The organism is Marinomonas epiphytica (assembly GCF_054780655.1).
On record NZ_BAAGVX010000004.1, the window covers coordinates 53,564 to 75,685 of the forward strand.

Here is a 22,122-nt window from a genome sequence, read left to right on the forward strand (position 1 = left end):
CTCCTAATCAATCTTACAAGCCGCTAAAACCATACTTATAATAAAGGCTTTACCTGTTTCGTAATCTGCGTTTTCTAAGTTCTCTTTGTCTAATAGTATTTTTATTTGTGCATCAAAATCTGCGTATGTTTGTGTCATGGCCCAAAGGCTAATGAATAGATGCTCTACCGACACCGGAGCCATGAGGCCTTCTTTAATCCAAACATCAATAATGGCCTTTTCTTGCTCTAAAGCAGACACAAAATGCTGACGAAGAAAGTCTAAAACAAAAGGCTCTTCACCAATTAACGCCATCGCGAATACTTTCGAAGCATGTTTATATTGTCGAGTTTGGTCGATTTTCTCACTGATATAACGACTGAAGTTTTCTTTCGGGCCCGTTGCTTTGTCGAAACCGCCCACAGAAGTGAGCCACAATGTCAGAATTCGTTCTAACACGGCTTCTAAAAGATCTTTTTTAGAGCGGAAATAATAATGCACATTGGCTTTGGGCAGCCCAGCTTGATCTGCAATCATCTGCATGGTGGTTTTCGCCAAGCCTTGTTGTGCAAATACTTGTTCCGCTGTATCTAGTATGAGTTTTTGATTTTTTTCCCTAATATGTTGCTTGAGCTGGTTTTTCGCTCGCTTTTCTTCCGCCACTGTTACCTCACTCTCACCTTATGACCCAAACGATCTGCGCTAAGCAGAAAATACTTTATTACGACCCTTTCTTTTAGCCTGATATAAGGCTTCGTCTGCTCTTTTTAATACACTTTCCGCTAGCTCATTCGACTCTACATGTGCCAAGCCAATACTGACAGTAACCTTAACTGGCATATCTTTTTGCTTTTTTGGGTCAAACACCATGACCTCTTGCTCAGCGATATTTTGCCTCACATCTTCTAACTGCTCTTCTAGGTTACGGATCTTTTTCCCTTTAAACAGCAACGTAAACTCTTCGCCACCATAACGAAATGCCTTGCCTTGAAAAGCCGATGTTTTCAATTGCTTAGCGACTGCTTTTAGCACTTTATCGCCCATATCGTGACCATAAGTGTCGTTGAACTTTTTAAAATGATCGACATCAAGCATGGCAATGGCATAGTGCTTTGATAACCCTAGGAAGGCTTCATTCAAGGCTCTACGCCCCGGCAACTGAGTTAAATCATCTAAATAAGCCATGCGATGGCTTTCCAGCAACAGAAACCACACCCAAGTAAGCAAGCTAGCGCTGAGAATAACGTAAGCTTGAGCGTAACTGGTGACGACCACTTTTAAAATGAGTAAGCAAGCTAAGCTACTCAAACTCGTGGCTTGGTAACTTGTGGGGAAACGCCACCATGCGATGAGCATAACAAAGACAAAGAAGCCAAGTAGTAACCAAAAGAGACCTTCTGACAAAGTAATATTAGAAGTTAGCGCAACATTTTTCAGACCCGATAGCTCTACCCAGCCATGTTCTATGCCATACCCCCATGCCAGTAACATAAAGAGAAACAAAGCACGGTTAATCACGTATCGATTGAAAAAACCTCTCTCCTGTAGCAACCCTACAAAGGTGATAATGCCGCAGGCGGTTAACCAATAGGCTTGATTCAACCCATAGGACTGCATTCTATCTATATAAACTGGGAGCAGTAACGCCAGCACCATCAATAGCGCACGGCCCTTATTGAAGTGCCAAGCTAAAAAAATCGCAATAATAGAGACTAAGAAAGGGAGAAAAGGTAATAATTGCGCCCATTGGGGAGGCAGGCTAGCGATCTGTAAACTAAGATAAATGCTCGCCAATAGTATTAAGAGGGGAACAAGAAGAGACCCAAAGCGCTCAGACATAACTACAATAAACCGCCAATACAAAACTGTTGATTAAACATAGCGTTTAAAATACACAGCTAATACTACCAGAGTAGGAGCAAGCAAACTCCCTTTAATTTCAATTTCGGTTGGATAACAAAGACAAATATCTTACTGGGTAAAAAAACAGATTGGCCTGTATGGTCAAAATTTAGACCTATTAATATAAGGCTTTTTTCGAGATAATAGAGGTTCGAACATTTTTTACACATTGGGGATCTTTGCTAAAACGCTAGATACAGTGACGATTTATGGAACGCAAAATACTTTGGTTTATTTCTTTTGTGCTTATCCTAATTCTTTGGATAAAAGTACAACACTCCCAAAGTCCAGAAGAGACACTGGAGGCCCCAACTGTGCCTACAGAGCAAGAACAGGTAAAACCCGAAGATAAAACAGAAAAACTGTCATCTGATGTAGCTAAAGCAGCCTCCCCACGGGTCGAGAAAAACACAAGCGACACTGAAGAAGACACCAGTATATCAGAAGAAGAGAAAGCCTACTTTGCTTCCCACCCAACAGACGGAAGCAAGCCTGATTTTGCGGCCATTAAAGATGTACAAGAACGCAAAGATGCATTTTTCGGTTTTCTCAAACCCTTTATTGATGAAAAAAACACCTTAACTCGCAATGGCAGAGAACGCCTTCAAGCATGGTTGCAAGACGACCTTGATTCATTATCTAAAGACGATGTTTCTTGGTTAAACGACCAAATGAAAAGCCATAAGTTAGAAGTAAAAGAAGCCTACCAAGCAGCTGATTTACATGCATTATTGAAGCGTTTAGATATTATTCCTGCGTCTTTAGTGCTAGCCCAAGCGGCCAATGAGTCAGCTTGGGGTACCTCTCGTTTTGCTACTCTTGGCAATAACTTTTTTGGCCAGTGGTGTTTTAGAAAAGGCTGCGGTTTAGTGCCAGAATCTCGTGACGCCGATGCTGACCACGAAGTGAGAAAGTTCAAGAACGTACGTGAGTCAGTGTTCGCGTATATTGACAACTTAAACCGCAATGGGGCTTATAAAGAACTTAGAAACACTCGATACGAGTTAAGGCAGCAGCAACAAGAGATCACTGGTTTGTTATTGGCTGACGGTTTATTGAGTTATTCAGAACGTGGTGAAGCCTACATTGATGAAATCAAAGGAATGATCGACTACAACAAACTGTGGCGCTATAACGACGAATAACTCGAAGCTTCTACAGATCGATAAACTCACTAAAATCCTTACTAGTATCTAAATTACTCATGGCTTAGGCTGGCTAATTACAGCCCCTATCCTTTACAATAGATAGATATTTTACCCATTTTTCAAACGAGGAAATTCAATTGGCCCGTTTACCTGTTATTGTTGGCTTTGGCGGAATTAATTCGGCGGGTCGTACATCTTCACACCAAGCTTATCGTAGAATTATTTTTGACCTGCTACCTGCACAAACTCAACAAGACGTTCTTCTTGATTTAGCGACGATTACCAATGTTGCAGAATATAAAAACGGCTTATGGCACACCGAAGGTGGTGAGGCGTTAGATGCTGCAGCTCTCGTTGATAGCTTAGGTGAGTCTATTTTAGCTCGAACCTTAATTCGTCGTATTCACCCAAGTTTATTTGATGTTGATAACGTAGTCCTGCATAAGACTTCAACCTTAAGCAGTGCTAGTGCTGATGAAAAACTCAGTTTTACTATCAAGACTCGTTCATTGCCAACAAACCGTCCAACCAACTGGCAAGTTAAAGAAGTCTCGAGCACTCTTAGCGAGGTAACCGTTGAAGGCAACCTAGAAGCCTTTATCAAAGACACTCGAGAATTGAGTGTAAAAGCCGCTGGACAACTGCCAACGGGCTTTGATCCATCAAAACTTTACCAAAGCCGTAACCATCCTCGTGGGTTACAGATGACGGTTTACGGTGCCTCTGACGCCATTCGTAGCAGTGGTATTGACTGGGAAAGTATTCGCGACTGTGTTGCGCCTGACCAAATCGCCGTTTATGCGGCCAACTCCATTGGCCAAATGGACGACCTTGGCTTTGGCGGTATGCTCAAGTCTGCTCTGATGGGTAAGAGAACCACGTCTAAGCACCTTCCCCTTGGCTATGCTCAAATGCCAGCCGATTTTGTTAATGCTTACATTCTGGGTAGTGTTGGCAGTATAGGTACCGCTATTGGTGCTTGTGCAACCTACTTCTTTAACCTTGAAAAAGCTGTCGAAGGTATCAAAAGCGGAAAATTCCGTGTCGCTATGGTGGGCGGAAGTGATGCGCCTATTACACCTGAAATCATTGAAGGTTTCAGGACAATGGGGGCCCTTGCTGAAGACACCGCTCTTCTTGCCCTTGACCAAATTAATAATCAAAAAGAGCCAGACCACCGCCGCAGCTGTCGCCCTTTTGCGCAAAACTGTGGTTTTACGATTGGTGAATCAAGCCAATGGACATTGCTCATGGACGACGAACTTGCCATAGAGCTAGGTGCTGAAATTTTTGGCGCAGTTCCAGCCGTTTTCAGTTACGCAGATGGCCATAAAAAATCCATTTCAGCGCCAGGTGTAGGGAATTATTTAACCATGAGCAAAGCCATGGCTTACCTACAGAACCTGATTGGCAAACAAGGGTTAACCGAGCACACCTTCATTCAAGCTCACGGTACAAGTACTCCACAAAACCGTGTTACTGAATCGCATGTACTCAGCAAAGCCGCCGTGAGTTTTGGTGCGACAGGAATGCCTGTTACCGCAATGAAAGCTTACCTTGGGCATTCTCAGGGTACAGCGGGCGGTGATCAACTGCACTTGTCACTTGGTGTTTTTAAAGAAGGTATATTACCTGGCATTACGACCTCTCACGAGATAGCTGACGATGTTTACCAGGATGGTTTGAACTTCCAGCTTAAACATCAAAATTACGGTAAAGATCATTTCCAAGCCGCTCTATTAAACTCAAAAGGCTTTGGTGGTAACAATGCGACCGCAGTGCTTCTATCTCCTCAACAAACACTGAAAATGCTTGCTAAGCGTTATTCTGACGAACAACTCGCCAACCACAAAGAGAAAAATAAGCAAGTACTTGCTAACTCGGAAGAATACAACCAATCTATGATCCGTGGTGAAAGCCTACCCACTTACAAGTTTGGTTTTAATGTTCTTGGTGGAGAAGAGTTAGACATTACAGACAAAGAGATTCGTTTACCCGGTTATGATTTACCTGTTGACCTTGAATTAGACAACGAGTTTTCAGACCTCAGCTAAGCAAACCTCAGAGCAGCTTCTTACTGATCTGCTGAAAACCCAAGCAGTGTAAAAAATTACATTTTACTCTGCTTGGAATTCTTATTATTCTCAATAACTGTTTTCAAACTGAGTAGTAAAATGACAGCAGTAACTGAGCACTTTCATGGCAACGTATATATCGTCGTCCCCGCCTATGTAACCAACGAGACTCTCAATAAAAACCTTGTTGATGCCTCAGATTCCGATGAGCTCGGACTCATTAAAGAAATGTCTTTTCGGATTGAAAATGAGATATCTGGTCATTTACATAAATCCTTACAACGCTACAGCCTTGGCACACACCAACTCGCTTGCTTCGATGAACTAGAATGCCACTACGAAGACGGTGTGTATGAGTCTATGGAAATGGTTGCGACGCTGGACAGCAACACCCAACTGGCAACCGTGATGCTCGTTCTCCATAACAAGCAACTTATCGCCTCACAACTTCTTGATAGAATATCTGCTGATAAGTTAGTACTAAAAACAGAGCAAGGCGACAACCAGAGTTTAAACGAATACCTGCTACAAGAATTTGGTATTCAGCTTCTGTCGTCCGCAGCGAAGACCTGTTTATCAACAAGGCAAACTCTCCCTGATGATATTTTACTTAGTTACCTTGCAAGTGAAACTTACGACTCTGAAAACATGGCGGCACAGCTAATTTCGCCTGAGATTAAACAACAGCTATCTGTTAATATTGCACAATATAACAGCAGCGAAATCTATGCTGGTAAAAACTGTGTACTCAGGTTTGATCGAAGGCTTGGGGACCATGACGTTGCTACGATTGCATCAGACAGTGTGTTTTTATTTATTCTAGAAATTCTGGCCTTTAAAGAAGCCGCCATTTTACGTACGAACACCAAAACCATTGAAGCAATTAGTGATAGCAGCTTGCTCGAAATGGCCACGATGGATAGACTGACTTCCGAGTATTCGACCACTATGCCCTTTTGGGATATTAGCGTATTTCACTATATCACCGCCCAAAACCTAGCAAACAAGCTGGACGAGAGTTTTGGCATTGAAACACACTTTGCCACGTACGAAAAAAACCAACAATTCTTAGAGCACAAGATCAATATTCGCCAAGCCATCAAACAAGGCAGCGAAGACAAAATTCTATTTTTCATCGCTATGATTTTGTTTGTGTTTGAAATTGCCCCTTACTTATTTACCATGTATCGACGCATACTCGACCATGATATTTACTCTCCGACAGAAATTTTTTCCATCTTAGGGTCAGGATTAAGCACAGGGGTATTAGCCTTAATCATTGTGCTTATAATCAAACGGCGTAAGGGGCAAAATGGTTCTAAATGATAAGCTGAAGAGTTTTTTTGAGACTCCCGAGCACTTGGCATCAAAGCGTTTTCCTACCAAGGTTAGAGCAGAGTTAAGCGCCTTGCTGAGTAATACGCAACTTTTTAAACAGCAGCGTATGCAAGCTTTAATCAGCCAACAGAACTTCACCAAATTAGAATGGTTTGAGTGGTTTAACTGGTATTACGCTGTTACCCAACACGCCAGCACACCCACTTGGTTAATGCTGGCCATAGAGAAAACAACAAGCTCTAAGCATGTTGCTTATATGGGTTACCCGCAATTAATCGAACAAGGCTGGTGTGTACAAGATATTGTGCTCTCTTCGGTCATGCTATCAGACAGTGGCATTGCTAATTACCATGCCAACAATGATGAAATACATCATTGGTGCCGATTACGAAGCAAAAATCTTGGGCTATTTAGTGGCGCTCTGGTTGCCGGTGAATTAGTCGGACAAGTGGGGCTAATAAAACTCGACCGTGCTGAATATTTAGCTCTACGTAGCGGCAAACTTGAAGAAAAAGACATTCAAGGCGTATCAGACGAATTTACTGGCCCGATCTATTTGTATGTCCCGAGTGTGGTGGTAAAACCTGAATGGCGCAAAAGCTCGCTGGTATTCAAACTGTTCACCCATCTAATAAAGCAATTAAAACAGCAACCGGAACGGCTTAAACACATAGAAGGGCTAATTGCTCTAGCCTACACTGACGATGGCGCACATCTATGTGAACGCTTTAACTTTACGCTAGAACATACTATGGAAACGGGTGAGCGCGCTTACACCGGCTCACTCAATCAGTTATTCGCTCAGTTTTCCAACTAACTAGGCTGTTTAATCCCATATTCACTATAAAATGAGTTCGCGTTCTTGACGCTCGGTTCACAGCTAGTTAATAGTCTTTTCGTGTAGAGAGATGGTCGTCACCGCACCTACCGAACTCTCAAAGTACTGGCTTTTTACAGCAAGGTAGTCTGGGTCGCTAAAGAATTGCTCCATAGCCTCTTTACTAGGAAACTCAATGGTAAAGACTCGATTGATGGGGGCAGATGACTTTGATTTTAAAACCTCACTCACTTTAAAATCAAATCCAAAGCTGCCTCCAAAGCGATGCAGAATCGGTATCATATTTTCTCGGTACTGCTGGTACAGGGCATCGTTAGTCACCTCTAATCCCATCACTCTCTCGTAAGACATATTCACTCCAAATCAAGCCGTAAAAACTTATTTATTAACATAACAAAGTTATTTAAAAGCATTAATCCGGTTTAGTAAATAATCATCTACATATGATAAAAGCCGATAGAGCGATCTTGAATTCTATGTATCGACATGTCTATATCGTAGAGATCCTGCATGATCTCTTTAGTCATCAGTTCTTCCGGCGGCAAGTCATAAACAACTGCCCCATCTTTCATTGCAATAACTCTATCTGCATAACAAGAAGCAAAGTTAATATCATGCAATACGACAACCACTTGCTTGCCTAGTTCATCTGCCGCTCGCCTAATTAAGCGCATAATATCAACTGCATGCTTCATATCTAAGTTGTTTAATGGCTCATCTAGCAATAAATAACGCGTGTTCTGACAAAGCACCATTGCAATACAAGCTCGCTGGCGCTGCCCCCCTGACAACTCGTCAAGGTAGCGCTCCTTTAGATCCGATAGGTTTAAATATTCTATCGCCTGCTCAATCTGCTCTATATCCTCTGAAGTTAGCCCGCCTTGGCTATGAGGGAACCGGCCAAAGGCGACGAAATCATAAACGGTTAAACGCATTGTAATCGTATTGTCTTGGCGTAAGATCGCCATCACTTTAGAGAGCTCGGCATTTGCCGCTTCTTGAACATCTAAGCCTTCTATTTGCACCCAACCAGAGTCAGCTTGCTGTAAGCGACTCATGACACCAAGCAGGGTAGATTTACCTGCTCCATTAGGCCCAATTAACGCCGTAACACCTTGATCAGCTAAAGTGAGGCTGATGTTTTTCAAAACAGGCGTAGAGCCAAATTTTTTGTTTACTCCGTGAATTTCTATCATCTTCGACCTTGTCGTAAAACTAACCAAAGGAAAAATATGCCGCCGACAAATTCCACTACAATACTCAAGCTGGTACCAAACTTCATAATATGTTCAAGGATAGCTTGGCCGCCAACTAGAGCAATAATTGCCAGCAAAGAAGCCATAGGTAGCACGTACCTATGCTGATGACTCCCCGCCATTGAATAAGCTAAATTTGCCACCAAAATGCCAAAGAAGGTTACTGGGCCAACCAGTGCAGTTGAGATTGAGACCAGCAAAGCAACGGCAACAATCAACTTCAGTGTCATGCGCCTATGGTCAACGCCTAAGTTAATGGCATTATCATCTCCGAGTAATAAGACATCTAATACGTACCTTTGTCGCCACAACCAAACAAATAGGCAGACTAGTAACACGCTGGCGATACCCAACAGGGTTCCATCGATACGGCTAAAACTCGCAAACATCAAGTCTTGCAATACATCAAATTCAACGGGATCTATCATGCGTGCGACCAGGCTATTCAAGCTGCGGAACATCACCCCGAGCACAATACCCACTAAGACTAAAACGACCAATTCACGCTTTTGCCTTAAAAACAGCCAGTAATACAGCAGACATAAGGCACCAGACATAAGTAAGACTTCCAGCAACCACTTCAACTGAGGGCTAAATTGAATAAACGCCATTCGCCCCAAACTGATTAAGAGCACAGATTGAAGTAGCATATAAAAAGCGTCAAAGCCCATAATGCCGGGAGACAGAATCCGGTTTTGCGTTAGGGTTTGAAATAGCACGGTTGACACAGCGATGGCTACGCCCACCAACATAATGGCGAACACTTTTTCGCCCCGAAATGGCAAAGTAAATGCCCAGCCCGCCTTAACATTCAAGGTCATAAAAGCAACCACAGCGAATACTGCAAGGCACAAAGCGAATAATATTCTTTTTATAGGAGAGTTACGCATGTTGCCCTTGGGTTCTTTTTAATAGTAAATAAATGAACAAGCCACTCCCAATTACCCCCATAACGGTGCCAATAGGTATTTCATAGGGGTATCGCAACACGCGTCCGATTATGTCGCAAAAGAGGACAATCATAGCCCCTAACCAAGCCACCCAAGGCAAGCTTTTACGTAGGTTGTCTCCTAGCAACATGCTCACAACATTAGGAACAATCAATCCTAAAAAAGGGATAACACCGGCCGTCACAATGGTCACTGAAGACATTAGAGAAACGATAACCAACCCCAGCACTAACACAGCACGGTAATTTAAACCTAGGTTAATAGCCTGATCACGCCCCAAACCTAATACTGTGAACCGATTTGCGGTTAAAAAGCCTACTAACGCTAATACTGCCCCAAGCCATAACAGCTCATAACGGCCTCGCAAAATGGCTGAGAAATCACCGTTCGTCCAGTTTGCTAATGCCTGCATCAGACTGTATTTATAAGCGAGAAACACGGTTACTGAACCTATTACACCGCCAAACATAATACCGACTAAAGGCACCATTACGGGTGAGCGAAGAGGGATTGTTCTAAGCAAGCCGAGAAAAACAAAACTACCAACCATAGCAAACACGGCAGCTATAAGCATTTTCACAATCACGCTTAAGCCTGGAGCAAAAAGAGAAACCAGTAGCAGCCCCAGCATAGCAGACTCCATTGTGCCCGTGGTACCTGGATCAACAAAACGGTTGCGTACAAGCATTTGCATTAAAATACCCGCTACGGCCAATGACATGCCCGTCAGTATTAACGCAAAGGTTCTGGGTAATCGGCTAATAAAGAGTATTTGCTGGTCATGGCTTGTGGCCATGGTCCAAGAGAGATCAGCCACGCCAATAGCGAGGCTGACAACCATTAGACACAACAAAGCCAGTATTGCTACTGGCCATGAATAACGACGAATTGTCATAGAAACACAATCTCTACAAACTTAGGATCTAACTTAGTGTTCTAAGCCTGTAATTACTTCATCTACCATCATTTCCACTGTACTCAAACCAGACATAACAATGTACCAGTTTGCAGAATCTAAGTAGACAATTCGATCATTTTTATAAGCTTTAGTGCGTTTAACTAGGTCGTTATCAAGAGTTGAGCTGGCAGAGCTTCCACCCGCTTGGATCGCCGCATCTCGGTCGATCACAAAGATCATATCAGGATCGACTTCCAGTAAGTACTCAAAAGAAACTGGATCACCATGTCGACCTTTTTTGAAATCCGTAATCGCCGGCTCTACATGCATTTCTTTGTATAACCAACCAAAACGCGATTGATCCCCAAAGGCTGCAAGTTTACCGCCATTAGACATAAGCACTAAAGCTTTACCGGCCGTTTTAGCCAGTTCTTGAGCATGAGCAAGTTTGTCATCTAATTTAGCTAGGCGAGCTTCCGCTTCAGCAGACCTGCCAAATATATCTGCTATTGTACTAACCGCTTTTTTATGGCCATTGATGAAATCATTACTGTCTATTGTTAAATCAATAGTAGGAGCGAGACGGCTCAGTTCTTTGTATGAGGTCGATGAGCGGTTGGCGACAAAAATCACATCAGCTTGTAATGATGCGACCGTCTCAAAATCCGGCTCAAATAAAGAACCTAAATTTGCGTATTTCTCATCACCATACTGGGTAAAGCGCGGAGGAATAACCGCTTTTGGTATACCGGCTACCTCGACCCCTAATTCATTCAAAGTATCTAGGGTTGCAAAATCAAAAGCCAGTACGGTATCAACGCTCTCAGGCACCTCGGCAGTGCCTTGGGCATGTTCCACTGTTTTTGCGTATGACAATGTCATACTAGATACAAATGTTAACGCTAGAACACTTTTAGACAACACTGAAAAAAACATTTAATCACCAATCTAAATGAAAATACTTATCAAGTGCATTTTATCTAGCGTAAATATTATGGTCAATAAAATTGACATAGATTTACGTAGAAAAAGGATGTGTATCGACCTTTTAAATAAAAATAGTTATCATTTCTAACAATTTACATAGTTACCTTTTTTCTTTGACTCACCACGAGAACAATTATGTTCCAGCCTACTGCAGAAAATGTGCTTATTATTGAGGATGATAATGAGCTTAATGAGCAGATTGCTCAAATGATGCAAAGACAAGGATTTCGAACAACACAAATAAACGACGGTAAACAAGGCCTATTAACAGCCTTGAAAGACCGTTTTGATCTCATATTATTAGATTGGCAATTACCAAGTTTAGACGGCCTAACCTTTCTAAATAAGCTTCGTGAAAATCGTCAGACACCCGTTATCCTGCTAACCGGAAAAAGCTCTCAGCAAGCGAGGATAGACGGCTATACAAGCGGTGCTGACGATTACATCACGAAACCCTTTAACAGCACCGAGTTGTTGCTGCGCATTAACGCTCTGCTAAAACGAACCCGTTACATGACAGAACAGAAACAATTCAATAAAGAACATATTGAAAATGGCGCTTTATCATTGTCTAAAGCGAATAGAAGTTGTCACTACGACAACATTGAGCTTGAGTTAACGGATATACAATTTCGCTTGCTCTGGACACTGGCTCAACACAGTGGTGAAACCCTCTCTAAACCTTTTTTGTATAAAGCCGTTCTTGCTAAAGATTATTCACGCTATGACCGCAGTCTAGACATGCATTTAAGTCGCATTCGACAAAAACTGCTCGATGCAGGAATGCCAAATGAAAGGCTCACCACAGTACACGGCAAAGGGTATCGCTTTTCATGAAAAACCGTTCACTTACGCGTATCTTCTCCATTATTGTTATTAGCAGCTTATGCTTATTTTGGGCCATCGACTTAATTTCTCGACAAACTGAGTCTTCCATGAGTTATCTCAGCTCTCAAGATCAACAAACGCTGCTTGAGTATGGTCGAGAAGCAGAGCGTTTATTCACTAGTGGAGAAGAAGAGGCTCTTTCTGCTTGGCTTACTAAACTCCAAGCAGAAGAACAAACTTGGGCAGCTGTGGTAAAAGGGGATGTGCAAGCTTATGCCAATAGCCACCTAAATGAGCGTTTTTGGGAAGGCTACGGCTTAGGGCGTCGAGTGGAATGGAAGATCCATTTAGATTTCCCTGAAAATCCCATTATGGAAGTTCCCTTTGCCCAAAAACACTGGTTTTTCTTAATTAAACTCCCTGACAGAATGCGCCCTGGTGGTTATAAACCACACACTTATTTAGCATTACAACTGGCAATTCCTTTTGTGCTACTGTGCATAATGGCTTGGTTATTATATCAAAGCCTCATCAGCCCTTTGCGTAAGCTAACAAAGGCAGCGCAAGCTTTCAGCGAAGGCGACTTAGAGGCAAGAGTGGCCCCTTTACTTGCTAGTAGAAATGATGAGTTTTCGCACCTTGCCGATACCTTCGATACAATGGCAACACGAACGAGCTTGCTAATTAAACAACAAAGAGCATTATTAGAGAACCTTTCCCACGAGCTGAGAACACCACTTTCTCGGTTAGAATTAACAGTGGATTCTTTAGCATTAGAAGACTCATCGCAAACAGCCATAAAGCGTTTACGCAACGAATCCTCTTTAATGCGAGAGCTCCTTGAAGACACCCTAATGCTGGTATGGTTAAACCAAGAACACACGTTAGAAAACTTAGAAAGTACAGATTTGGTAAGTCTGTTGAATGTTATTTGTGATGACGCTCGCTTTGAGTTTCCCGAGCATACATTAGAGCTTACCTATACTGCCAATAACATATGTTATTACGCAAACCAGCGGGCTTTGGCGCAAGCACTAGAGAACATTATTCGTAATGCTCACCAACATACCCCGAAAGGAAAAGTGGTTCGCGTTCACGTTGAGCAGACGGGCAAACAAATACAAGTCACTATAAGGGACCAAGGGCCCGGTGTACCGGAAGCCTATCTAAGAGAAATGTTCCTACCTTTTTTCCAAATTGGCGCAGAGCAAAAACAAAATCACATTCCCCTGTTCGACGGTAAGAGAAAGCAAGGCTTTGGCCTAGGCTTAGCTTTAGCTAAAAGGCAAATTCACTTAATAAAAGGCGGTATTTACACCATGAACCGGGCAGATATTGGCGATCAAGAGCATGGCCTCATTACCGTCATAGACCTTCCTTCAACTAAAGTGGCTGGTTAACTAGGTTTTTCTGTAGAAACTCCAGTAGCAAGCGCGTTTTTCTAGGCATAAGTTTACGTTCTGGAAAAATTGCATTAAAGCTAAGCTGATACCCAGTGTAATGAGGTAACAAATCAACTAACCGCCCTTCTCGTATGTGTTCGGCGACTAAGAAGTCAGGCTGGTAGATGACCCCTATTCCAGCCAAGGCCATTCGGGTTAAAGCACCACCATTATTTACCTGAAAAACACCATGAACGGCCACAGACTCTTCTTCAGCTTTGGCGTTTTTCATAGACCATACACCAGGTATTGGAGAATGGCTGTAGGTTAAACACTTATGCTGCTCTAATGCAGCCAAGTTCTCAGGCCGCCCATACTTTTCGAGATAACTAGGAGAAGCGCAAACGTAGCCTTGTAAACGACAAAGTGGCAGCGCAATAAACTGATCACCTCCTAAACTACCACCACGAATGGCGAGATCGACCCCTGACTCTGTCATATCAACACGTTTATCACTGAAGTCTAATTCAAGCTCAATCAGAGGGTAAGTTCGGTGAAATTTATCTAGCAATGGCACAATATGAGAAATACCAAAATCCATTGGCACACTCATTTTTAAACGGCCTTTAGGCTTTTGAGTGAGTTCGCTTATATCGCTTTCCGCCTCCTCTATGGCATCAAGGATATTAATACAGTGACGATAGTATTGACGAGCCGCGTCAGTCGTACTGATATTACGAGTATTGCGCACAAATAGTTTGGTCCCAAGCTGCTCTTCAATACTGTTTATATAGCGAGTAATCATGGGGCGAGAAATCGCCAAAGTATCGCTGGCCATTTTAAAACTTTCCGTTTCGAAGGCCCGACAAAACACCTTCATTGCAATGAGTTTATCCATACACACCCCAACAAAAGATGGGTTTAAAAAACAATATTATTTCATTTTATGCAATTGTGAATTGCTTTTCTATTGGATTATGTATTCAAAGTTTTTATATACACTTAAATCATCCTAACAAACCAACAGAGAGATTCACCCATGAAAGCGATCATCATCCCTGCCTTTGCTTTAGTTTCTTCCTTATCTATGGCGGCCGACTATAAAGTCGACCCAGGACATTCTTTTGTAAACTTTAAAATCGGACACCTTGGCGTAAGTAACACCGTGGGTAGCTTCAACGAATTTGAAGGCGACTTTAACTACGCAGAAGGTACAGCAAAATTTGTTATTCAAGCCGCCAGTGTAGACACTAACCATGAAGCACGGGATAAGCATTTACGTAGCCCTGACTTCCTAGATGTTAAGCAATTTCCCACTCTCAGCTTTACGAGCACCAAATTTGAGGAAAGTAGTTTAACAGGTGATTTAACAATTCATGGTGTGACAAAACCGGTCACTTTTACGGTTACAAAAGTTGGCGAAGGTAAAGATCCTTGGGGTGGCTACCGTGCGGGCTTTGAGGCGTCAGCGACTATACAGCGTAGTGATTTCGGCATTACTTACTTTATTCCAGGCGTTAGTGATAAAACGAAAATCGACATTTTTGTTGAAGGCATTAAACAATAATAAGTAAGGATACGCACAATGTACCAAGAGGCGAGTAATGCCAATTTAATTATGCTGCTGAACACAGCAGTATTTCCGCTCATCAGTGCACTGATCATTGGCTTGCTGGCCTCTAGGTGGTTACGAAACGCAACCTTCTTAGGCTATCTAGGAGGTTTTGTCTTCGGCCTAGCTCTGATTCACCCAGGGTTAAGTTTCCCACCCAATAAAGCCATTGATTTTTTGACAGTCAGTGCAGCACTGGGAGCCGTTGCCGTTGTCACAAGCCATAGACTTATTCATTCTTCACAACAGGCCAGCGTTAATCTGGTTATCGCAGCCTTATCGTTTTATTTATTGCTTAATCCAGTATTAAAACATTCTGGCATTGTCGTTTCCCTAACCTGGGCCCTAGCATGTTCATTGGTCAGTATTTTATATTTTGCCGTGTCTAAGCTACCTAAAGAACCTTCAAACTTAGCACTACAGTCCCTATTACCTTGTATTGGCCTGATGATCATAGCTGCCGGTGTTGCGCCCGTTGTTTCCATTGGTGGAAGCCTACTCATAGGGCAACTGTTTGGAGCCTTTGCAGCGAGCTTATTTGGCTACTGCCTAGTTGCTTTTATAATGAAGCAAACAACCAGTCACTACTTTCCAGCTTGGTTGGTCTTTTCAGGATTGTTGGCACAAAGCCATGTACTAGCAGACATTCCATGGTCTATAACGCTGCTCTTTCTCGCCGCAAGTTTTGTGATGCCACTTACCCTTAAAGCCTTAGGTAACCCGCCGAACTTTTCCAAGGCAATCAAAGCAATCATTGTACAAGCCATTGTGACAGGGGTTCTTACCGGCATTAGCCTGTATTTAGTTTGGCCCCAGAGCAGTTTATATTAAAATTGTTAATAGCATCATCTCCTAGAAACCATAAGCAACCCTTCGCCAGTACTGGCTTATGTTCTCTAAGAGGTTGAAAATGTAACAAATGTAAAAAAGCTACCTATTGAAAAATAAATGTAAATAATCTTCCTCAATTGTTAATAGTTATCATTTGAGGAATTTATGTCATCACGCTCTGTAACTCCTACGTTTAATCGCTCTCGTTTGGCTATCGCCATTACAACCGCCCTATCATTTTCGCCTTCTTTGCTAGCAGAGAGCTTAACCTCTGATTCTCGTTCTGAATTAGACACCCTATACGTTATCGGTGAAGCAACAAGCGGTATCGATAACCTAGTCAGCAGCGACGACATTGAAAAGTCACAAGCCAATAGCTTAGGTGAGCTTTTTAAGCATGATCCTAATGTGAGCGCTGGTGGCACAGTAGCAATGAGCCAGAAGCTCTATGTTCGAAATATTGGTGAAGATTTACTAAATATCTCTGTAGATGGCGCAGAACAAGCAGGTCCTATTTTTCACCATGCAGGTCGGGTGACCCTTGAACCAGAACTGCTCAAACAAGTTGAAGTTGAGTCTGGTGCAGGTAGTGCAACCGCTGGCTTTGGTGCACTAGGTGGTTCTATTCGCTTTGTAACAAAGGACCCTGAAGATTTGCTAAAAGAAGGGCAAAACCTAGGCGCTTTAATTAAGTCCACTTACTCTACTAATGGGGAAGGTTTTAAAAACTCCATCACGGTTTACGGTAAAGACCAAGATGACCAGTTTAGTGGTATGGTCAGCCTGCTAAACGCTGACCATGATAATGCTGAAGACGGTGACGGTAACGATCTTGAGGGGACAGAGTCCAACAAAAAGTTAGGCTACGCCAAGTTCATTGTGAATTTAACCGATGAACAAACCCTGTCAATCAGCCATGAGAACCTAGAAGAAAAAGGCGACATTCCATACCGTCCAGAATGGCATCAGTCTACTTCCAGCGTTTTATCAAGCTCCGCAGCCCGTCGCGAAACAACTATTTTGAATTACGACTTTTCCCCTAAACAGCAAGATCTAGTTAACTTATCGGTAAACCTTTATCAAACGGATAACGAGCAAGAGCGCTTCTCGTCTCGCTTTGATAGCAATTATATCGGAAATGTTGAGTCCACTGGCTTAACTGTTAAAAACACCAGTTTTATCGACCAAAACGAACTTATTTACGGTGTCGATTACCGCAAGGATGAATCCAGCCTTGAAGACAATCATGAAGAAGGACGTGCCATTGGCGTATTTGTTCAGGACATTTTTGAACTGAATGACAAAACAACGATTACGGCAGGGGCACGTTTCGATAGTTACGACCTAGACGACATTGATGGACAAAACCTATCGGATAGCGGTGTATCACCCAACATCAGTGGTCACTATCAACTAACACCAGAGTGGGCCATCAGTGCTGGCTATGCTCAAGCCCTTAGAGGGGTCACGGTTCACGATGCTTTCGACCTAGACGATTATGATAACGATAGCGATCTAAAAGCTGAAACATCGAAAAACACCGAAATCGCAGTCAACTATGATAAAGGCGGCTTGAGTGTTGTTGCTGGAGCATATCAGACTCGTATTGAAGACCTCATTGCGCCAGAACTTCCTTGGAGTGATACCTTTATGAACTTAGAGGATGACATTAAAGCAGACGGTCAATTTGTAAGAGCCCAATACGCTTTTGACAAACTGACTCTAGGAGCAAGCTTGTTAACATCTGAAACCAAGGTCAATGGCGTCGATGCGACACGCTACGTTTACGGCTCTTCAGCCGTTGCGATAGGCGATACCATTACCTTAGAAGCAAGCTATCAGTTTGCTCCAAGTTTTGATGCTGGCTGGAACATGGTGCATGTGCGAGGCATAGACGACATTCACTTCAACCTTGGCGGGCAAGATCTTAGTCTAAGCAAGCCAGGTTACACTGTGCATGATATCTATGCGCGCTGGAGACCAGCAAAGATTGAAAACCTCACACTCAATCTAACGGTTAGCAACCTGTTTGATGAGCAATACTTAGACCATGCCAGTGTCGAGGATTTCACAGAAAATTCTGGTTACGGCAATATCATTGGTACAACTGAGGCTGGTCGAAATATTCGCTTAAGTGCAGCCTACCAATTCTAAGTAGAACGTAATCCAACTTAGGATTCCCATTCCCCAAACGGCTAGGTCGTTTGGGGTTCTTTAATTTAGGGCTCTCTAGTTTAAAACAACGGATTTTAACCTTTAAAGATTGAGCGAGAAGTCCGCCAAAGCGGTAGAATTATGGCTGCAATGGCACAGTTCATTGCTCCATATAACATTAAGTATACAAAGTCAGAGCTGCTTAGACTCAAATGGATACTCACAAAAGCGAAGTTTGGCAATACAACAAAAAGCCAAATGCCAACCACTAGCAACATCATGCCAAAACTAGAAGCCCACTTCACCTTCACAAGTAACCAAGCGGTAAAATATAGATATACCAAGGTTGAAAATGCAAACAGAAGCTTTAGCCCAGTAGAGGCGGTAGCCGCATCAACTCCATCACGGGCAAGGGAAACAGGGGCGGCAGTGTACCAAATGGCACCTACTAATAGCTGTAGCACAAAAATTAATAACACGGCTTTATGATTAATTTTATACACATCGTCCCCTAGTTAATGTTTATTTATCGTTTATCGTGAGAAAAACTGTCCATATACAGCTGCTTTATTAACGCTCGTAAACTAGAACGCCAAGGTCTTTGCTTAACGCCAAAATGGTTAAAAACACGGCGACAAGACAAAGACTGCCGCTTGATTTTCAAGAGCGCATCTTCTTCACTTATGCCTTCAATCGTTTCCACTTCAGGTTGAACACTTTGATTGAGCTGGCTATAACTTGCCGCGATCGTCTCTACTAACTTGACCCAACTAATCTCTTCGGCGCAACAATAGTGATAGACGCCTTTATTTTGTGCACCATAATGCGTTTGACTAACCATCGAAAGAATAACACGAGCCAAATCAGAAACCGGTGTCGGGCTGCCAACAGAATTATCTTTATACGCAAGATTTACACCATCTTGAATCAATTCTAGCGTTCGACAAACGAAGTCGTCCCCTTGTCCTGTAAACAGCCAACCTGTTCGTAGAATGAAATTACCCTCTTTTGCTAAAACAATCGCTTCTGATTGAATTAAAGCCTGAGCATAATCGTCATCCCCGTCTGGCTGATCAGACTCAGAGTAGGGAACCGCTTTATCACCTGAAAACACTCTTGAACTGCTCAGCATTAATAAGGGAGCCGTTGAGGTTTCACTAAGATGCTTGAGTACTTGCTGGTACTTGGCATAATCCGTCTGTAATGCATTCCTAAGGCTTAAGGCATCAATAATGGCGTCGTATTGCAAGCTATCCAGTAAATCTCGCCCTCCTGTCGACAACAATTCTGACTCAGTGGGACATACCCATTCATAGTCAGAGCGATCATGTGAATAAGCTAATATAGCCGTGCCAATTTCCGTTTCACCACCCAACAATAAAACTCGAATAGGGGCATTTATATCTTGTTTGTTACTCAAAGAGATTCCTTATTCCAACTAGGGAAAACCCGAATTAGGTTATCATATGCCTGTTTTTTAATCAGTGCTATATTCTCGCCCCGAAGGAGGGCAATTTGTTGCGCCACTCGCGGAATAGCTAGCGGAGTATTCACCTGTCCTTGAAAACCATGCAGTGGCATATCAGGGGAGTCTGTTTCTAGGACAAAATCGTCATTTTCCAGAGCCGACAATACTCGCTGTGCTTTTTGTGCTCTTGGATAGGTCACAGTACCACCAATCCCCATGACAAAACCAAGTTCACGAAAGCGTTTTGCCTGCACTAAACTCCCATTAAAAGCATGAACCACTCCACCGTAAGAAAAATAGCACTGTCGTAAGTATTTTAAAACTTGATCATAGCTCTTTCTAGCATGAATAATGACGGGGAGCTTAAGAGCGTTGGCAATATTCAGTTGTGCTTTAAAAAAACGCGTCTGTATAGGTTCATCCACCGCACCCGGCCAAAAATCTAAGCCGATTTCCCCCACTGCAATTGAATTAAACTCTTCACACTGCCAACCTAGTTTTGACAATTGAGTATCATCTGCCGTGTCTAAAAAATACGGATGCAGGCCATAAGCGAGGCGCCAATTTTTATAACATAGACTCATTTTATGCAAAGGTTGCCAACTGGCGTAAGTAGTCGCGGGGACTAAAAAACCTTTTATGTCCTGCTCTTCGCACGCCTTCATCAAGTGATCACGAGTGGCGTCGAATACGGAAAAATCCAAGTGGCAATGACTATCAATATACATGCTCAAACCATACCTTAAACCGTAAGAATCAACCAGCAACAAACTTTACGAGCACAAAAAAAGGCTGTGTAATTCTACACAGCCTTATTATTGAGACTGTAAGGTTTTAATTCAACTTTGGCCCCGCATCCACAATCTCGTTAGCAACTGTATCGAACTTTTTGAAATTAGTTACAAACTGTTCAATCAAATGCTGCGCTTGCTTTTCATATTCCGCTTGATCAGACCAGGTTTTACGTGGGTTTAATAAATTGCTTTCGACCCCAGGAACAGCCAAAGGCACATCTAGGTTCACGTCCTCTAAATGCTCTGTCTCAGTACCAACCAGTGCGCCCGATTGAATAGCAGAAATAATGGCTCGCGTCGTTGGAATGCTAAAACGCTTCCCGCCTTTCCCATGAGCTCCCCCCGTCCAACCGGTATTGACTAGGTAAACTTTACTCCCGAATGCTTCAATGCGCTTTATAAGAAGATCCGCGTACACGTCTGCTGAACGAGGAAAGAAAGGTGCACCAAAGCAGGTAGAGAAAGTCGATTTAATACCACTTCCCGCTCCCATCTCCGTTGAACCAACTAAAGCCGTGTAACCGCTCAAAAAGTGATAAGCGGCAGCTTCTTTAGAAAGCACTGAGACTGGCGGCAATACACCAGTTAAGTCACAAGTTAAGAAGATAATCGCATTGGGTTCGCCTGCCCGGTTCTCTAACGCTCGTTTTTCAATATGCTCACGCGGGTAACCAGCACGTCCATTTTGAGTTAATGTCGTGTCTGAGTAATCTGCTACTCGTGTTTCTGGATCTAAGACCACATTTTCAACTATGGTGCCAAATTTAATCGCATCCCAAATAATGGGCTCATTTTTCTGAGATAAGTCGATGGTTTTGGCGTAACAACCGCCCTCAATATTGAACACAGTGTCTTTGCCCCAACCATGTTCATCATCACCAATTAAGAAGCGCTCAGGGTCTGCAGACAATGTCGTCTTACCTGTTCCAGACAACCCAAAAAATAGGGTGACATCGTCATCATTTCCCACATTTGCAGCACAGTGCATAGGCAAAACATCATAAGCAGGCAGTAGGTAGTTTTGCACAGAGAACATCGCTTTTTTCATTTCGCCCGCGTAACGCATGCCAGCAATCAACACCTTACGCTCGGCAAAGTTTAAAATCACACAGCCATCGGAGTTCGTACCATCACGCTCAGGGTCACATACAAACCCAGCAGCATTGACAATTTGCCATTCATCTTTACCGGTAGGATTATAGTGCTCAGGATTAATAAACAGATTACGGCCAAAGATTTGTTGCCAAGCTGTTTCTGTTCTCATGACAACGGGTAAATAATATTCGTCACCGGCGCCAACATGAACATTCGATTGAAACGATTCTTTGGTATCAAGATAAGCAACAACTCGATCCCATAAAGGAGCAAATTTTTCTTCAGGAAACGAACGATTTACCGGTCCCCAGTGAATCGTATCTTTTGTTGTGTCTTCTTCAACAATAAAACGGTCCATTGGTGAGCGCCCTGTTCTAGCTCCGGTCTCAACAACTAAGGCACCATTATCTGCAAGTACGCCTTCATCATTTTGCAAAGCCTTTTCGACCAACTGTGGGGTGGATAAATTTGAAAGTATTGTTGCTGCGCCTGACTCCAAGCTCATTGTTTCTGCCCTCTGACGATAGTATCGGTTTGTACCAAGCGTTACTCGGTGTTCTCTGCTAAGCCAGATAGTAACAAAACAA

21 protein-coding genes are annotated in these 22,122 nt (G+C 42.9%); 9 read left to right on the forward strand and 12 right to left on the reverse strand.

The window, feature by feature from the left end:
- Positions 1 to 3: 3 nt before the first annotated feature.
- Positions 4 to 642: a TetR family transcriptional regulator C-terminal domain-containing protein gene (locus ACYVGZ_RS02150; protein WP_460750546.1), complete on the reverse strand. Its 639-nt coding sequence runs from the start codon at positions 640 to 642 to the stop codon at positions 4 to 6.
- A 39-nt stretch (positions 643 to 681) separates the two neighbouring features.
- Positions 682 to 1,818 (reverse strand): GGDEF domain-containing protein, encoded by a 1,137-nt coding sequence (locus tag ACYVGZ_RS02155; RefSeq protein WP_460750549.1) that lies wholly within the window; start codon positions 1,816 to 1,818, stop codon positions 682 to 684.
- Positions 1,819 to 2,090: 272 nt separating this feature from the next.
- On the opposite strand from ACYVGZ_RS02155, the gene ACYVGZ_RS02160 reads away from it, so the two are divergent.
- From ACYVGZ_RS02160 to ACYVGZ_RS02175, 4 genes are all read left to right on the forward strand, one after another.
- Entirely contained in the window at positions 2,091 to 3,026 is a 936-nt protein-coding gene (locus tag ACYVGZ_RS02160) for a glucosaminidase domain-containing protein (RefSeq protein WP_460750551.1), read from the forward strand.
- Positions 3,027 to 3,166: 140 nt separating this feature from the next.
- The gene (locus tag ACYVGZ_RS02165; protein ID WP_460750554.1) at positions 3,167 to 5,083 is read left to right on the forward strand and encodes a beta-ketoacyl synthase; all 1,917 of its coding nucleotides are present in this window, start codon (positions 3,167 to 3,169) and stop codon (positions 5,081 to 5,083) included.
- Positions 5,084 to 5,203: 120 nt separating this feature from the next.
- Positions 5,204 to 6,430 (forward strand): hypothetical protein, encoded by a 1,227-nt coding sequence (locus tag ACYVGZ_RS02170; RefSeq protein ID WP_460750556.1) that lies wholly within the window; start codon positions 5,204 to 5,206, stop codon positions 6,428 to 6,430.
- Positions 6,417 to 7,259, forward strand: coding sequence for a hypothetical protein (locus ACYVGZ_RS02175; protein ID WP_460750559.1), 843 nt, complete (start codon positions 6,417 to 6,419; stop codon positions 7,257 to 7,259). Before ACYVGZ_RS02170 ends, ACYVGZ_RS02175 begins: the two co-directional genes overlap by 14 nt.
- 63 nt (positions 7,260 to 7,322) lie before the next feature.
- Here the strand turns inward: ACYVGZ_RS02175 and ACYVGZ_RS02180 are convergent, their stop codons facing one another.
- From ACYVGZ_RS02180 to ACYVGZ_RS02200, 5 genes are all read right to left on the reverse strand, one after another.
- A complete protein-coding gene (locus tag ACYVGZ_RS02180) occupies positions 7,323 to 7,631 on the reverse strand; it encodes a DUF1330 domain-containing protein (RefSeq protein WP_460750562.1) in 309 nt (102 codons plus the stop codon).
- Between the two features lie 86 nt (positions 7,632 to 7,717).
- Entirely contained in the window at positions 7,718 to 8,476 is a 759-nt protein-coding gene (locus ACYVGZ_RS02185) for an iron ABC transporter ATP-binding protein (RefSeq protein WP_460750565.1), read from the reverse strand.
- A complete protein-coding gene (locus ACYVGZ_RS02190; protein ID WP_460750567.1) occupies positions 8,473 to 9,357 on the reverse strand; it encodes an iron chelate uptake ABC transporter family permease subunit in 885 nt (294 codons plus the stop codon). Before ACYVGZ_RS02190 ends, ACYVGZ_RS02185 begins: the two co-directional genes overlap by 4 nt.
- Before the next feature lie 61 nt (positions 9,358 to 9,418).
- Positions 9,419 to 10,381, reverse strand: coding sequence for an ABC transporter permease (locus tag ACYVGZ_RS02195; protein WP_460750569.1), 963 nt, complete (start codon positions 10,379 to 10,381; stop codon positions 9,419 to 9,421).
- 33 nt (positions 10,382 to 10,414) lie between these two features.
- A complete protein-coding gene (locus ACYVGZ_RS02200; protein WP_460750572.1) occupies positions 10,415 to 11,320 on the reverse strand; it encodes a siderophore ABC transporter substrate-binding protein in 906 nt (301 codons plus the stop codon).
- 186 nt (positions 11,321 to 11,506) lie between these two features.
- Between ACYVGZ_RS02200 and ACYVGZ_RS02205 the strand changes: the two genes are divergently transcribed.
- A complete protein-coding gene (locus tag ACYVGZ_RS02205) occupies positions 11,507 to 12,208 on the forward strand; it encodes a response regulator transcription factor (protein ID WP_460750574.1) in 702 nt (233 codons plus the stop codon).
- A complete protein-coding gene (locus ACYVGZ_RS02210; protein WP_460750577.1) occupies positions 12,205 to 13,599 on the forward strand; it encodes a sensor histidine kinase in 1,395 nt (464 codons plus the stop codon). The genes ACYVGZ_RS02205 and ACYVGZ_RS02210 overlap by 4 nt, the downstream gene beginning before the upstream one ends.
- Here the strand turns inward: ACYVGZ_RS02210 and ACYVGZ_RS02215 are convergent.
- Positions 13,583 to 14,479, reverse strand: coding sequence for a LysR family transcriptional regulator (locus ACYVGZ_RS02215; RefSeq protein ID WP_460750580.1), 897 nt, complete (start codon positions 14,477 to 14,479; stop codon positions 13,583 to 13,585). The two genes, ACYVGZ_RS02210 and ACYVGZ_RS02215, sit on opposite strands and share 17 nt — an antisense overlap.
- A gap of 141 nt (positions 14,480 to 14,620) precedes the next feature.
- Between ACYVGZ_RS02215 and ACYVGZ_RS02220 the strand changes: the two genes are divergently transcribed.
- From ACYVGZ_RS02220 to ACYVGZ_RS02230, 3 genes are all read left to right on the forward strand, one after another.
- Positions 14,621 to 15,148 carry a YceI family protein gene (locus ACYVGZ_RS02220; RefSeq protein ID WP_460750583.1) on the forward strand — a complete coding sequence of 176 codons (528 nt, stop codon included), beginning with the start codon at positions 14,621 to 14,623 and terminating at the stop codon, positions 15,146 to 15,148.
- 18 nt (positions 15,149 to 15,166) lie between these two features.
- Positions 15,167 to 16,024, forward strand: a complete 858-nt coding sequence (locus tag ACYVGZ_RS02225) for a hypothetical protein (RefSeq protein WP_460750586.1) — start codon at positions 15,167 to 15,169, stop codon at positions 16,022 to 16,024.
- A 165-nt stretch (positions 16,025 to 16,189) separates the two neighbouring features.
- Positions 16,190 to 18,178, forward strand: coding sequence for a TonB-dependent receptor domain-containing protein (locus ACYVGZ_RS02230; RefSeq protein ID WP_460750589.1), 1,989 nt, complete (start codon positions 16,190 to 16,192; stop codon positions 18,176 to 18,178).
- A gap of 95 nt (positions 18,179 to 18,273) precedes the next feature.
- Here the strand turns inward: ACYVGZ_RS02230 and ACYVGZ_RS02235 are convergent, their stop codons facing one another.
- From ACYVGZ_RS02235 to ACYVGZ_RS02250, 4 genes are all read right to left on the reverse strand, one after another.
- The gene (locus ACYVGZ_RS02235; protein WP_460750592.1) at positions 18,274 to 18,681 is read right to left on the reverse strand and encodes a hypothetical protein; all 408 of its coding nucleotides are present in this window, start codon (positions 18,679 to 18,681) and stop codon (positions 18,274 to 18,276) included.
- Positions 18,682 to 18,704: 23 nt separating this feature from the next.
- On the reverse strand, positions 18,705 to 19,598 hold the full coding sequence (locus ACYVGZ_RS02240) for an SDR family oxidoreductase (RefSeq protein ID WP_460750594.1): 894 nt from the start codon (positions 19,596 to 19,598) through the stop codon (positions 18,705 to 18,707).
- Entirely contained in the window at positions 19,595 to 20,374 is a 780-nt protein-coding gene (locus tag ACYVGZ_RS02245) for a TatD family hydrolase (protein WP_460750596.1), read from the reverse strand. Before ACYVGZ_RS02245 ends, ACYVGZ_RS02240 begins: the two co-directional genes overlap by 4 nt.
- Positions 20,375 to 20,480: 106 nt before the next feature.
- On the reverse strand, positions 20,481 to 22,040 hold the full coding sequence (locus ACYVGZ_RS02250; protein ID WP_460750599.1) for a phosphoenolpyruvate carboxykinase: 1,560 nt from the start codon (positions 22,038 to 22,040) through the stop codon (positions 20,481 to 20,483).
- Positions 22,041 to 22,122 lie beyond the last annotated feature (82 nt).